Here is a 14450-nt window from a genome sequence, read left to right on the forward strand (position 1 = left end):
AGCAATGTCCTCCCTCAGCGCCAAAATCAAGGACGCCTTCGATGAGCCCGCCTGCGATAAGAACCGTGGCAAAGATGCCAAGGCGCGCAAGGAGGGCTGCTCGAAGTCGCTGACACCAGGGGCGGCAGCCGGCGGCTGCGCCTTTGACGGAGCCAAGATCGTCCTGCAGCCGATCACCGACGTTGCGCATCTGGTCCATGCGCCGCTCGCCTGCGAGGGCAATTCTTGGGACAACCGTGGTGCGGTTTCGTCAGGGCCGACCTTGTGGCGGACAAGCTTCACGACCGACCTCACCGAACTCGACCTTGTGATGGGGCAGGGCGAGCGGAAACTCTTCAAGGCGATCCGCGAGATCAAGCACACATACGCGCCGCCGGCGATCTTCGTCTACTCGACTTGCGTAACGGCGCTGATCGGTGACGACATCGAGGCCGTGTGCAAACGCGCCACGGAAAAGTTCGGTTTGGCCGTGGTGCCGATCAATGCGCCTGGCCTGGCAGGCTCCAAGAACCTCGGCAATAAGCTCGCCGCCGAGGCGTTGCTCGATCATGTCATCGGCACGGTCGAACCCGACGACCCCGGACCCTACGACATCAACATCCTTGGCGAATTCAACCTCTCGGGCGAATTCTGGCTTGTAAAGCCGCTCCTCGATCGGCTCGGGATCCGGGTGCGCGCCTGCATTCCCGGCGATGCGCGTTACCGCGACATTGCTTCCGCGCACCGCGCCCGGGCGGCAATGATGGTGTGCTCGACCGCGCTGATCAGTCTTGCCCGCAAGATGGAGGAGCGCTGGGACATCCCGTTCTTCGAGGGCTCCTTCTATGGCATCTCCGACACATCGCAAGCTCTTCGAAACCTTGTCAGGCTGCTGGTGAGGAAGGGCGCCGATCCGGAGATCCTCGAGCGCACAGAGACGCTGATCGCGCAGCAGGAGGCGATCGCGTGGAAGAAACTCGAATCCTACCGGCAAAGGCTCCAAGGCAAGCGCGTGCTGCTCAACACAGGCGGTGTGAAGTCCTGGTCGGTTGTCCATGCGCTGATGGAGATCGGAATCGAGATCGTCGGCACCTCGATCAAGAAATCTACGGTGCAGGACAAGGAGCGCATCAAACAAGTTCTCAAGCACGACAAGCACATGTTCGAATCCATGGCTGCGAGCGAGCTGTACGCCATGCTCTCTGAACACAGGGCCGATATCATGCTGTCGGGCGGTCGCACGCAATTCATTGCGCTCAAGGCCAAGACGCCCTGGCTCGATATCAACCAGGAGCGCCAGCATCCTTATGCCGGCTATGACGGCATGGTGGAACTCGTACGCCAGATCGACCTCGCCATTCACAATCCGATCTGGTCTCAGGTGCGCCAGCCGGCCCCGTGGGATTGCCAGCCTGAGCTGATAGGCGAATTGCCGTGCACGAGGAACGAGACCGCGTACCTGTTTGATGAATTCGCCTGCGCGACGGCACACGAGTGTTGAGGCGACCGATGGCCCGCATCCTTCCCCAGAGCAAATCGGCGGCAGTCAACCCGCTGAAGTCGTCGCAGCCGCTGGGTGCCGCCTTTGCCTTTCTTGGCGTCGACGGTGCGATGCCGCTGTTCCACGGCAGCCAAGGCTGCACAAGCTTTGCGCTCGTTCTCTTCGTGCGGCACTTCAAAGAAGCGATTCCCTTGCAGACTACGGCGATGGATGAGGTGGCGACCATCCTCGGCGCAGCCGACCATCTGGAAGAGGCGATCCTCAACCTCAAGAACCGCACGAAGCCAACGCTGATCGGGGTGTGCACGACCGCGCTGGTGGAGACGCGTGGCGAAGATTGCGCGGGTGATATTGCCAACATCATGCGGAAGCACACGCAACAGCTTGCGGGTACGGAGGTCGTGCTGGCCAACACGCCGGATTTTGACGGCGCGATCGAAGAGGGCTGGGCCAAGGCAGTCACCGCAATGATCGAAGGGATTACGCGCTCGGGCGAACGGGCGCGGCACCCGAAGAAGATCGCAATCCTGCCCGGATGCAACCTCTCTGTCGCCGACATCGAGCATATGCGGGACATGGTTGAAAGCTTTGGGCTCAAGCCGGTTATTCTGCCCGACATTTCAGGCTCGCTCGACGGTACGGTTCCTGACCGCTGGGTAGCGACCACATACGGCGGCACCAGCGTCGAAGACATTCGCGAGTTGGGTACGGCCATGCGATGCATCGCCATCGGTGAGCACATGCGCCGCCCGGCGAAAGCGCTGCTCGGGTTGACCGGCGTGCCTTACGTGTTGTTCCAGTCACTGACTGGGCTGCAGGACACGGACCGCTTCGTGTCGCTGCTGTCTTCGATTTCGGGCGCGGCGGTACCGGCCCGCGTGCGCCGGCGCCGGGCGCAATTGCAGGACGCGATGCTCGACGGACATTTCCATTTCGGCGGCAAGAAAATTGCCATCGCTGCCGAACCAGACCAGCTGTTCCAACTTGCAACCTTCTTTGCTGGTCTCGGCTCCGAGATAGCCGCGGCCGTCACAACGACCGACAGGTCTAAAATTCTCAAGAAAGTCCCGGCGGTTTCGGTTCAGATCGGCGATCTCGGCGATCTGGAAAGTCTTGCCGTCGGTGCTGACCTGCTTGTCACGCATTCGCACGGGCGCCAAGCATCGGAGCGGCTCGGAATTCCGCTCATGCGCATCGGGTTCCCGGTCTTCGATCGACTAGGCAGCCAGCACAAGCTCGCAATTCTCTATCAGGGCACCCGCGACATGATCTTCGAGGTCGCCAGCATCTTCCAGGCCAACCAACACGCGCCCACTCCTGAGGCGCTTGATCCACTCCGTAATCGAGAAATATCACGATGAACGCTGTTCGCCGCCTCTCGCTGGTCAGTAATGAGGTTTTCGCCCCGATGCCTGAACGACGTAAGGGCGCATTGCGCGTTGCGATCGCCACTCAGGACATGCAGGACCTCAATGCCCATTTCGGGTCGGCCAGGCGCTTTGCTGTCTACGACGTGACGCGCGAGGAATGGAATCTCGTAGAAGCCGTGGCCTTCGATGACGTGTCCGATGAAAGCGGGGAGCATCGGGCCGAGCGCGATGATCGCATCACGCCAAAGGTGGATGCGCTCAAGGGCTGTCAGATCCTGTTTTGTCTGGCAATTGGCGGCCCTTCGGCAGCCAAGCTTGTCGCGGCAAAAATCCACCCGATCAAAGTGGCGGAGCCCCAATCGATCCCACAGGTGCTCTTGCGCACGCAGATGATGCTCAGGACGTGTCCTCCGCCTTGGCTGCGCAAGGTGCTGGCGCGAGCGGGCATTGCCGAAAAGAAACCGTCCTTCGAGGACGAGGACTGAAAAGAGGAGGACGCCAATGCCTGACCCCGCAATCCCCCCAGCTGTCGCCGAAGACGAGGCGGCTCTTTGCACCCCGTTCGTCAAATGCCTCGTGCGGCTGATCCGTTCTCAGGATTCCTATGGCTCGTGGGAACGCAAAGCGGACGCTGAGCTGCTGGGCGACTTCATCATTACCAAGGAACAGCGCCGAGGGATCCCAATCATCGGAGATCCCGATCCCGACGTGCTGTGGAGGCTCGACAAGTACTACGCCGCCATCGGGCTTGCGATCGAGGAGCGCTGCGGCCTTATGGCATCGCCGATGATCCAGGTGAGCCATGAGGGTTTTGGTCGGGTGCTTTTCACGACCGGACGGCTGGTCGTTTTGTCCAAAACGCTGCGCGATGTCCACCGGTTTGGCTTCGAGACGCTCCTGAAGCTCGCCACGGCCGGTACGAAGCTGGTCGACGATGCGATTTCAGTCATCGAAACCTTTCCCCACGTGGCGCTGGCATGATGGGCGCGATTTTCGAGAAAGGCCATCATGACGGACCCGAGAAACTATGTTGGCCAGTCCCCTCGATCCAGGGACTCGAGGCCGACCAGGTTGTTGGGGTATCGCCGATGAAGAAGCCGCTGGTCCTGATCTGCTCGCAAGATGCCGAGTTCTATCTGCTCTACAGCCACATACTGGAGGTTGACGGTTTCAGCAGTGAGACGGCAGACGGCGCGAAGGCTGCGCTGGCCTTGGCCGAACAACGGGAGCTTCAGGCCGTAGTGCTGGATTGCGACCCAGCCAGCATAAACGGGTCCGCAATTTGCGCCCACCTCAAGCGGGAACCGCGCACCACCGACCTGCCTATCATCGCCCTGATCGCGCCTGGCGCCGAGCACCAGCACCTCGATCTCTTGAAGGCAGGCGTTGAGAGCTTTGTGCGGCCGGTGGCTCCGGCCAAGCTGCTCGACTGCCTGCGGGCGAGGCTCGGGCTGACCAAGCGTGGTCCGAACGGGGTTGAAAACGACAGTTGGATTTGTTGTGGAGGCCTGGAGATGAAGCTCGATGCCCATCGGGTTCGCGGTAATGGCCACGACATCCATCTCGGACGGATCGATTTCAACGTGCTGCGGCTTATGATTGAGGCCCCCGGCAAGGTCTTCAGCCGGGACGAGCTTATCGGGGCGGCCTGGCTGCCCAACATTCATGTCGGTGCACGCACCGTCGATGTCCATATCAGCCGAATCAGGAGGGCGCTGAAAACGGCCTTGCCCGGCAGCGTCATTCGCACCGTCAGGTCGGCCGGCTACTCGCTCGAGAAGCCGGACGACTGAAATCGGTGATCGAACGTGGTGCCGCTCTCTCTTCCTCCTGAGAGCGGTGTTGCCGCTTTGAGGCGCTCCTAACGAAGACCAGGAGAAGCAGGCAAATGGAATTTAAAAGCATATTCAGTGTGACGGGTGCTGATCATTCTGATGAGGACCTCACAACAGCTGCCGGACTGTGTGCCGAGGTCGGCGCGCACCTATCGGTACTCATTATACCGCCTCCATTGCTCTTGATGTCGTCTCCGCCCCCCGAATGGAATACAGGACGTGCACAGGCAATTGCAGTACCGAACTATCGATTTCAGCAAATCGAGAAATTTTCACAGGACGTGACCAGAATGGAAAGACGGTCCGCGGATATCCTCAAAAGGCTGAAAGCTATGTCGCTTTCCTGTGACGTTGACACCGACTATTGCGATCCGGCTAGCCTCGGTGAAGTGGCACGACAGCGGGCGCTCTGCGCTGACCTGACGATCGTTGGAGGAGACCTCCTCAACGATGAGACTCTCGGACCTCCTGTTGTCAACGGCTGCTTGTTCGATAGCGGAAAGCCGGTGCTCATCGTGCCGAAGGGCGTTAAGGCGACGCTGTCGCCTCGACGCGTGCTGGTCGGCTGGGATTCGCGTGTAGAGGCCTCGCGTGCGGTTCGGGAAGCTCTTAGTATCCTATCCGCTGCCAAGGAAGTCTGTGTCGCTATGGTCGATCCAAAGGCGCAAAACAACGGGAAAGGCGCGCAGTCTGGAGCTGACATCGCTGCCTATCTTACTCGGCACGGTGCTCGGGTCTCCGTTGACCTGCTTAAGAGCGCCGGCAAATCGGCGGGCACAGTGCTGACCCAGCACGCGAACGACATCTGTGCTGACATGATGGTCATGGGTGCTTATGGCAGCCGTGGGCTGCGTGAGCGGATTTTCGGCGGTCCGCCGAGCTGGAGCTTTGGGAAGACCACATTGCCGCTGTTTTTGGCTCGCTGATCAGCTCCGTAGGAACACCGATCAGGTCGTAGGACCGCCAACCAGTCCGAAGTCGTCGTCGGTTACCGGTCGGATTGCGGAGACATGGCTGGATCCGCGAACATCTTGCGACGCTTGTCAGAGCCAAACCGGACGCCTCGACTGCTTCACGACGCTCTCGTGAACCAACTCGTGCGAGATCGTCCGCAACGGGCAGTAAAGACGAACGGCTGCAGCAGACCGCAGCCAAGCCACAGGGCGGGTGTACCAGGAGACCCCGCCTCGTGCGCGAACCCTGTTGGAAGGCCCCTTATCAGTACCCGGACGCGCGTCAAATCGGCGGCTGTCCCTGTCAGCCTGCGGTGTGCAAGGGCCGCTGCCGCGGAGCTTCCCCTGCCCGACCGTCGGGCGTGCGACAATGTCGGATTCCAGACGAGCTGGAACTGCGCGAACTCGTTGGTTTGACAGGTCTTTATCCGGCACGCCGCATGCATGGGAGTCTCCGAAAGCATTAAGAGCCGTTATCCATGGTTACGCCCCTCGAAAGAAAGAGCCGCTTCCGTCGTGGCAGGGAAACAGCCACTCCTGGGGTGGAGGCCGGCGCTAGAAGCCGCCGTAAGATCCGGAAGAGCCGCGCGACAGCATCGCACACTTTCCTTCTGCTCTTGGGTTCGGATCACGCCGCGCCGCTGTCGATGCCGCCGACATTGAGCCCAAGACCTGGAAGGCGGCACACGCTTTTGCTGTCCTCTCAGTCGGGACCGCGGCTCAAGCATGCTTGTGAGGTTCGCATTGCTCAATGCCCGGCGATCGACGTCAACATGCCGCTGAGTTGGAAAACACTCCTAGAGGAGTAAGGATAAGTGGACCTCTTTTGTATTGGTGTGGGTGCTGGACCATCTAATTTGAGCCTTGCGTGTCAGATACAGGAAGAGATTGCGCAAGGGGCACTGTTCCTGGACCGGGAGGTCGATTTCCGAGGACATCCAGGCAGCGCTTTCGATTGCGCGGAGCTCCAGGTCGGCCACTTCCAGGATCTGGTTACTCTGGTCAATCCGCGATCAGCCTACACATTCGTAAACTACCTCCACGAGAACGGGCGTCTTTACAATTTCCTCAATGCGCAATTTCACGGGGTGCTTAGAGCCGAGTTCGCCCAATATCTCAACTGGGCGTTCCAGAAGAATCCGCTTGTCCGTGGCGGCGAGGCCGTTCGCGAAATCCGCTTTGACGGCGAGTTTCGCGTGCGGACGGACAACGCGGTCCTTGATGCAAGAAACCTCGTCATCGACATAGGCAAGCAGGCGCAAATTCCGCCTCAGTTTCATGGCTGGACTGGACCCAACCTGTTCCACTCATCTGAGTTGGCCCACATCAATCCTGAGGTGCAAAAAAAGCATGTCTGCGTTGTTGGCGGCGGACAGTCGGGAGCCGAGCTGCTACTGCACCTTGTAAGCCGGCCGAAAGAACGGCGGCCCGCGGCGATCACATGGGTCTTGACGCGCGAGATGCCTTTCGACGACCACGCGTTCACAAACGGGCTGTTCACGCCATGCTTCTCGGATCGTTTTGCTGCGATGAGCGAGGTGCATCGACAGCTGTTCCTGCGGCGTTTCGCGCTTGCCTCCGAGGGCATTTCAGAAAGCAAGTTGCGCGCGGTCTATCAGGCGCTCTACCACCACGCCTTTCTCGAGCCACACCAATGCGAGATCACATTGCGGCCAAGTTGCAACGTGTCGCGCTGCATCAATGCCGGAGCAGGGCACAGGCTCACGCTGCAACGCGGCTTGGACAACATCGGAGAAGTAACCGCCGATATCGTCATCCTGGCCACCGGGTACGAGAAACCGCTGCCGGGTTTCCTAGAACCGATCGCAGATCGCCTCGAACAGATCGGCAATGAGCTCGCCATCGGCGAGGATTTTTCGGTGTACTGGGACGGACCGCGAGACCGACGCCTTTTCGTTCAGAACGCCTGCCTTGGACAGCGCGGGCTGGCTGATCCGAACTTTGGGCTGCTGGCCTGGCGAGCGCGCCGCATCCTTGACAGCCTTCTGCGGCGCGCGCCATGCGCCAATCCCGAGCATCTAGGGTTCATCAACCGTCCCTTGACGGAGTGCTGGCCCGACCTCGGAGTCGAACAAATGGGCAGCGGGATATGATTCGTCGATATTGATGATCGGCGGTGGCATTCAGGAAAGATTTCCGCCTCTGGCGGCAAAAGCGGGACGAGCAATATTCCTACGGCGTCAGATCGCTCTGCTCGCGCTTGAGCAAGGTAGCGTCGCGCGACTCCTGCTCGGCGTGAAACAGCAAAGGGCATTCAATCACGATGCAGCTTTACGTGCTGTCGGGCTCAACGCCACGTGGATCGAGCCCAACGCCGCCGTTGGCAACCGCGACGCGAATTATGACGCCGGGCCACATGCGGCGGTGGCTGCAAGGGTACCGAGCCTCTCCCGCACTTTCGACCCCATCGCCGAAGTGCGACTACTCCAGGACGCCGAAGCCGGTCTTATCGCCAGCGGGCCAGCCAAACTCTCACCTTCCTAAACGGCAGCCGCTAAGGTGAGCCGTCGAAAGCCGACATTCAGGTTAACGTCAGCTGGCCATGTTAGGGCTCGCTTATTCAAGGCGGTACCGGCGCTTGCCGAAGCTAAGAAGGGTTGGCATGCCCTTTGCCGTGCTTGATGTGCGGCAACACGGTGAGAGCTTCGCTGAAGCAAGCGAGAGGGAGCAATGCCCTCGAGACCGTGTCCGATTTTGACTGGAAAATATTCCGCGACAAAAGAGACGAAAGGTGTGGAATGACTTTGGACACCAAGATGGAACTGCGTATGGGGTCCCCGGCTCCTGCGCTGAAAGTGGAGAACTGGCTGCGTGGCGAGCCCCTCACGAGCCTTCGGCCCGGCAAGGTCTACCTCGTTGAATTTTGGGCGACTTGGTGCCGACCATGTGTCCACGCCATGCCCCATTTGATCGAACTGCAGGAGAAATATAAAGACAGCGGATTTGAGATTATCGGAGTCGCAGCTTGCGAAAAGGCTGCAACCGCGGACGAAGCGCGGACCAACGTGGATGCCTGGCTGACCGAGAAGTTCCCGAATCTGAATTATCGGACAGCGTTCGATTGCACTGGCGAAATGAAAAAGCTCTGGCTGGAACCCAGCTCTTCGTTCGGGATTCCCACCTCGTTCGTGGTCGACCGCGACGGCCACATCGCTTATATCGGCCACCCGGCACCTCTCGATGACGTTTTGCCGAAAGTCCTTAACGGCAGCTGGCGCAGCAGCTATGAAGCGAAAGCCGTCGATGCAAAGCGAATCTCGCGTGTGCGCGAATCGTCGCTGAGTCGGCCGATATACGCCAAACTTGGGCCGGCGATGCAGGACGAGGATTGGGCAGCGGCACTATTGGCCATCGAAGAAGGCCTCGCCGTGATGCCAGACTCTTTTGATTTTCGGCGGGTTCATGCGGATCTTCTGCTTCACAAGCTGCGCGACATCAAAACCGGCTTGCCGCTTATGCGCGAATTGGTCGAGGACGCGATCAACAAAAAGTTCGAAGCGATGTCTTGGGTGGTGATGGCGCTGAACCAACTCTTCCATCCCACGATCGACAACTCCCATCTTCCGCATGATGATCGCTTTGCGATGGGCAAGGAGCTCTCCGAACAGATCCTGGAACTTAATCCTCCGCAAGGCGATGGACCCTTTAAATTCGGGTGTTACTTCCCGGTCGCTCAGTATTATTACGAGAGCGGCAACAAGGACCGGGCGATCGAGTTGATCGAGGTGGCAATCAAATCGCTGGACCATTCGGAGCCAGTGCCGGACCAAACCAAACAGCGCTACCTCACCTCGTTGCTCCAAGCCCTGGCCAACTACACGGGTGAGCCTGCCTGTCACGCGGGTCTCTGTGTGGCTCCGCAAAACAAGACTTCCGAAACTCAAAACGCTGTCACTTCCTGAGCAAGGATCGCGAAGGGCATGACAATTGGAATTGAACACCGGCAAATCCGCCCGCCCAGGCGCACTTCGCAGCAAGAACGTCGATGCCGCAAAAGTGCGCGGCTTGCGGCAGGTGGAATTTCCATTGCGTTTACCTCGGGTCGAACCGCGGCGCAGGCGTTCGCGCCGCGGTGAAAGGTCTCGCACTGGTGGACGTGCTCGAGGTCGGCCACGGGACACTGTTGCGTGGGATCGGCTCGCCCAAGCCATTCCCCGCCCACGCAAGCGCCCGAACCACACATCGCAGAAAAAGAGATCGTCCTTCAAGAGGAGTACTGAAATTGAGGAAAAGCGAAATTCCTCATGAACCGGTTGGCCCTGCTGTCCACAAGGACGACGAGGCCCTTGCTTCCCCGTTCGTCAAATGCCTCCTGCGGCTCATTCGTACTCAGGATTCCTTCGGCTTATGGGAAGGCCATTCGGATGCCGAGCTGCTGGCCGAGTTCATCATCACCAAGCAACAGCAACGTGCGGTACCCTTTGGCGGCGATCCCGATCCTGACGCGCTGTGGAGGCTCGACATGTTTTACACCGCCGTAGCGCTTGCGATCGAGGAGCGCTCCGGCGTGTCGACGTCGCCGACAATAGAAATGAAACCCGTGGGGGCTTCCGGCGGTTGGGCGTTCTGTCGAGACGTCCACCGGTTCGGCTTCGAGACTTTCCGCAAACTTGCTGAGGCCGGTACGAAACTGGTCGACGATGCGACTGCAGCCATTGAAGCCTAGCCCGAGATGGAGCGCATCAAGAAACCATTGTTCCAGGAAGGATCTATGTCAGACCTAGATAGGATGAGGAAAAAAGTCTGAAAGCTCCAGTTGCGTGCAGCTATTGCCAAGATGGCATTGCAGGACCTCGTCGAGGGTCTGCCGGGCAAGTGGGCCGACATACAGGAAGTCGCCGAGAAAACCCAAGCCGTTTATGCCGAGTTGGATGTTGCCAAGAGAGAACTCGCTTCAATGAAGAATTTAGGATGATGCGCACATTCACCATCACCACCCGTGACGGCTCCATTTGGATGCCGTCGTACCTGACCTCCATCGATAGCAAGACCTGCATCGGCTGCTGCCGTTGTTTCAAGGTCTGCTCGCGCGATGTCATGCATCTTCACGGCGTTGATGATGCGGGTGAAATCCTCGGCCCCTGCGATGACGAGGACGATGATTTCGACGGCAAGCTCAATCGCATGATCATGGTTGTCGATGATGCCGGCCGCTGCATCGGCTGCGGAGCCTGCGGCCGCGTCTGCCCCAAGAACTGCCAGACGCATGTTGCGGCCGACGGGCTCGCAACATGATCTGGCGAAAACCAGGGGAGCGGCGTGCACTTCATCTTTTTGTCGGCTCGTGGGGCTGGTCCTGTGCAGCAATGCGTCGATGGTTTACTTCGCTTTGGATTCGCTCCGTGTGGCAGTCGTCACGACGCTGGCCTGTTCGCTGCTGCTTCAGGCCGGCTACTTCGGCCGCGTGCTCTTTCTGATCTGGCAGTCCTCTAGCCGCGCTCGTGGAACTCGCCACAGGGGCCAGCATGCCGATGGTTACAGGAAAGCTCGGGTACCAGTCGTCTGACTCTGATCAACTGCGGAATGCAATTTTCAGCTGTGTCCCGGCTTGGTCGAATGCCCAGCATGTGCTGCTGCTTTGATGCGCGGATGACAGGATCAGTGCTCAGACCCACACCAATTTTGGTCACCCTCTGATGACTGAGCTGATCGTATAGGGAATCTGTGTTCGGCTAACACGCGACCACATTCGGTTTGTCCTTAGGCCGGGAGATGCGGGTGGTTGGTCGATTAGGCACATAAGAGTCATCGCAGCACGCTGGATGCGGTGTGCTTGTCGCAATGACAAACTCGGTGCTGCACTACCGGACTTCTGCACCCGCTTCGAAAGACGGGTGTCTTTGATCACACATACCCCTGGGCTGACCGGTGCGCAGCCGGTTCAGGTACTTTTTTGCTGGAGATAGCATGCTGGAAAAATTCGAACGTTATCCGCTCACCTTTGGACCCACGCCGATCGAGAGGCTCGACCGCCTCGGCAAGCATCTGGGCGACAAGGTGGAAATCTACGTCAAACGCGAGGACTGCAACTCCGGTCTCGCGTTCGGCGGAAACAAGCTGCGCAAGCTCGAATACATTGTGCCCGACGCGATCGCGTCAGATGCCGATACGCTCGTCACAATCGGTGGCGTGCAGTCCAACCATACGCGCATGGTCGCTGCGGTCGCCGCCAAGATCGGCATGAAATGCCTCCTGGTCCAGGAGAGCTGGGTCCCACATGATGATGCTGTCTACGACCGGGTCGGCAATATCCTCTTGAGCCGCATCATGGGGGCAGAGGTGCGCCTGGTTGACGAGGGCTTTGACATCGGCATCCGCCGCAGCTGGGAAAAGGCACTTTATGAAGTCAAGGCAAGGGGTGGCAGGCCATATGCGATACCTGCCGGCGCCTCTGTCCACAAATACGGCGGCCTGGGCTATGTGGGGTTCGCTGAGGAGGTGCGTGCCCAGGAAGAGCAGCTTGGGTTTGCCTTCGACTATATCGTCGTCTGTACGGTGACTGGTTCAACCCACGGCGGCATGCTCGTCGGGTTCGCCAAGGATGGTCGACAGCGCAACGTGATCGGTATCGATGCCTCCGCCATGCCCGCCAAGACCAAGGCTCAGGTGCTTGGCATCGCCCAAAATACAGCGAAGCTCGTCCACCTCGGAGCGGAAATTGTCGAGGCAGACGTGGTGTTGTTCATGGACTACGCGTACCCGGGTTATGGCGTTCCATCGGAGGAAACCAAAGAGGCAATCCGTTTGTGCGCGCGGCTCGAGGGCATGATTACGGACCCCGTTTACGAGGGCAAATCGATGCAAGGGATGATCGACCTCGTCCAGAGGGGCTTCTTTCCACAGGGATCGAGGGTCCTCTACGCACATCTAGGCGGCGCGCCGGCGATCAACGGGTACGGCTACACCTTTCGCAACGGCTGACGTTCGGCAGTCTGCGATTCCGCGGTCGCGCTCGAACGTGGGTAGGTAGCGTCGTTCGAGCGCTTGGCTGGAGAAGTGGAGGCAGCGACGGGCATCCACTAATTGGTACCATTACGTGCTGTCGGGGCTCAACGCCACGCGCATTGAGCGCATGCCGCCGTTGGCAACCGCGAGGCGAATTTTGACTCCGGGGCAAGAATCCACAGGCGGCGGTGGCGGCACGAGGACCAAGCCGGCGAGTTCGCGCTTTCGAACTGGCGCCAAACTGCCACTGCTCGAGGACCGAGGCCAGTCTAATCACAGGCGAGCCGTCCAAGCTCTCAAGAGTGATAGGGCGAAACCCGACAGCGGCAGAAGACATGTCGGGTTCACGACAATCGGCCGCATTTGGGCTCGTGGAGAATTTCAAAGCATTTCCCGCCGCTTACCGGAGCTGAGGGAATTGGCACCTCCGTTGCAGCTTGATGTGCGGCAACACGGTGAGAGCTTCGCTGAAGCAAGCCAGAGGGAGCGATGCCCTCGAGACCGTGTCCGATTTTGACTGGAAAATATTCCGCGACAAAAGAGACGAAAGGTGTGGAATGACTTTGGACACCAAGATGGAACTGCGTATGGGGTCCCCGGCTCCTGCGATCAAAGTGCAGAACTGGCTGCGTGGCGAGCCCCTCACGAACTTTCGGCCCGGCAAGGTCTACCTCGTTGAGTTTTGGGCGACTTGGTGCGGACCATGTGTCGACGCCATGCCCCATTTGATCGAACTGCAGGAGAAATATGAAGGCAGCGGATTTGAGGCGGTCGGAGTTGCCGCCTGCGAACAGGGTCCTACCGCAGACGAGGCGCGGACCAACGTGGATGCCTGGCTGACCGAGAAGTTCCCGAATCTGAATTATCGTATCGGGTTCGATTACATTGGCGAAATGAACAAGCTCTGGATGGATCCCAGCTCTTCGATTGGGATTCCCACCTCGTTCGTGGTCGACCGCGACGGCCACATCGCTTTTATCGGCCACCCGGCGGAACTAGATGACGTTTTGCCGAAAGTCCTTAACGGCAGCTGGCGCAGCAGCTATGAAGCGAAAGCCGCCGATGCAAAGCGCATCGCGCATAACCAACTTGCAGCGCGCGAAATGTCGCTTACCGGGCCGATATACGCCAAACTTGAGCCGGCGATGCAGGCCGAGGATTGGACGGCGGCGCTCTTGGCCATCGAAGAAGGCCTCGCCTTGATGCCAGACTCTTGTGAGTTCCGGCAGATTCATGCGGATCTTCTGCTTCACAAGCTGCGCGACATCAAGACCGGCATGCCGGTCATGCGAGAATTGGTCGAGGACGCGATCGACAAAACGTCCGACGCGGTGTCGTGGATGGCCTTGGCCCTCAACCAACTCTTCGATCCCACGATGGACAATTCCCATCTTCCGCGCTCGGAGCGCTTTGCGATGGGCAACGAGCTCTCGGAACAGATACTGGCACTCAATCCCCCGAACGGCGATGGCCCGTTTAAATACCGCCGGTACCTCCCGGTAGCTCAGTATTATTACGAGAGCGGCAACAAAGATCGCGCAATCGAGTTGATCGAGGTGGCACTGAAATCGGTGGACCGGCTGGGGCCAATTCCGGACCACACCAAACAGTACTATCTTACCCCATTGCTCCAAGCCCTGGCCAACTACACGGGTGAGCCTGCCTGTCACGCGGATCTTTGTGTGGCTCCGCAAAAGAAGGCACCCCAAACTCAAAACGCAGTCACTTCCTGAGCAAGAATCGCGAAGGGACTGACAATTGGAATTGAACACTGGCCAATCCGCCCATCGAGGCTCTCTTCGCAGCAAGTATGTCGATGCAGCAGGGCGGCGGCTTGCGGCAGGTT

Annotated in this window: 15 protein-coding genes; all 15 read left to right on the forward strand. The window is 59.2% G+C overall.

The genetic code is table 11. The features are described from left to right. Positions 1-4: 4 nt before the first annotated feature. Entirely contained in the window at positions 5-1480 is a 1476-nt protein-coding gene (gene nifE, locus EJ075_RS16130) for a nitrogenase iron-molybdenum cofactor biosynthesis protein NifE (protein WP_095489376.1), read from the forward strand. An 8-nt stretch (positions 1481-1488) separates the two neighbouring features. Beyond that, positions 1489-2841 carry a nitrogenase iron-molybdenum cofactor biosynthesis protein NifN gene (gene nifN / locus EJ075_RS16135; RefSeq protein WP_126104986.1) on the forward strand — a complete coding sequence of 451 codons (1353 nt, stop codon included), beginning with the start codon at positions 1489-1491 and terminating at the stop codon, positions 2839-2841. Beyond that, positions 2838-3335: a nitrogen fixation protein NifX gene (nifX, locus tag EJ075_RS16140; protein ID WP_126097324.1), complete on the forward strand. Its 498-nt coding sequence runs from the start codon at positions 2838-2840 to the stop codon at positions 3333-3335. The genes nifN and nifX overlap by 4 nt, the downstream gene beginning before the upstream one ends. A gap of 16 nt (positions 3336-3351) precedes the next feature. Next, complete coding sequence (locus EJ075_RS16145; RefSeq protein WP_024505267.1) at positions 3352-3831, forward strand: NifX-associated nitrogen fixation protein; 480 nt, start codon at positions 3352-3354, stop codon at positions 3829-3831. 107 nt (positions 3832-3938) lie between these two features. Further along, positions 3939-4643 (forward strand): response regulator transcription factor, encoded by a 705-nt coding sequence (locus EJ075_RS16150; RefSeq protein WP_224571202.1) that lies wholly within the window; start codon positions 3939-3941, stop codon positions 4641-4643. A 95-nt stretch (positions 4644-4738) separates the two neighbouring features. Next, the gene (locus EJ075_RS16155) at positions 4739-5611 is read left to right on the forward strand and encodes a universal stress protein (protein ID WP_063169369.1); all 873 of its coding nucleotides are present in this window, start codon (positions 4739-4741) and stop codon (positions 5609-5611) included. An 842-nt stretch (positions 5612-6453) separates the two neighbouring features. Next, positions 6454-7752, forward strand: coding sequence for a SidA/IucD/PvdA family monooxygenase (locus EJ075_RS16160; RefSeq protein WP_126104987.1), 1299 nt, complete (start codon positions 6454-6456; stop codon positions 7750-7752). A 10-nt stretch (positions 7753-7762) separates the two neighbouring features. Next, entirely contained in the window at positions 7763-8143 is a 381-nt protein-coding gene (locus EJ075_RS16165) for a hypothetical protein (RefSeq protein WP_126080606.1), read from the forward strand. Positions 8144-8415: 272 nt separating this feature from the next. Then, positions 8416-9561: a TlpA disulfide reductase family protein gene (locus EJ075_RS16170; protein WP_126104988.1), complete on the forward strand. Its 1146-nt coding sequence runs from the start codon at positions 8416-8418 to the stop codon at positions 9559-9561. 320 nt (positions 9562-9881) lie between these two features. Then, a complete protein-coding gene (locus tag EJ075_RS16175) occupies positions 9882-10325 on the forward strand; it encodes a DUF269 domain-containing protein (RefSeq protein ID WP_245458169.1) in 444 nt (147 codons plus the stop codon). Positions 10326-10415: 90 nt separating this feature from the next. Next, complete coding sequence (locus tag EJ075_RS16180) at positions 10416-10574, forward strand: CCE_0567 family metalloprotein (RefSeq protein WP_224571204.1); 159 nt, start codon at positions 10416-10418, stop codon at positions 10572-10574. Beyond that, on the forward strand, positions 10571-10894 hold the full coding sequence (gene fdxB / locus EJ075_RS16185) for a ferredoxin III, nif-specific (protein ID WP_126104990.1): 324 nt from the start codon (positions 10571-10573) through the stop codon (positions 10892-10894). Before EJ075_RS16180 ends, fdxB begins: the two co-directional genes overlap by 4 nt. Positions 10895-10973: 79 nt before the next feature. Beyond that, positions 10974-11165, forward strand: coding sequence for an exopolysaccharide production repressor protein (locus EJ075_RS33635; protein ID WP_127230899.1), 192 nt, complete (start codon positions 10974-10976; stop codon positions 11163-11165). Positions 11166-11566: 401 nt separating this feature from the next. Then, entirely contained in the window at positions 11567-12580 is a 1014-nt protein-coding gene (locus EJ075_RS16195; protein WP_024505903.1) for a 1-aminocyclopropane-1-carboxylate deaminase, read from the forward strand. A gap of 599 nt (positions 12581-13179) precedes the next feature. Further along, positions 13180-14337 (forward strand): TlpA disulfide reductase family protein, encoded by a 1158-nt coding sequence (locus EJ075_RS16200; RefSeq protein WP_126107349.1) that lies wholly within the window; start codon positions 13180-13182, stop codon positions 14335-14337. Positions 14338-14450: the final 113 nt, after the last annotated feature.

Origin of the sequence: Mesorhizobium sp. M6A.T.Cr.TU.016.01.1.1 (genome assembly GCF_003952585.1) — a bacterium.
GTDB lineage: Bacteria > Pseudomonadota > Alphaproteobacteria > Rhizobiales > Rhizobiaceae > Mesorhizobium > Mesorhizobium mediterraneum.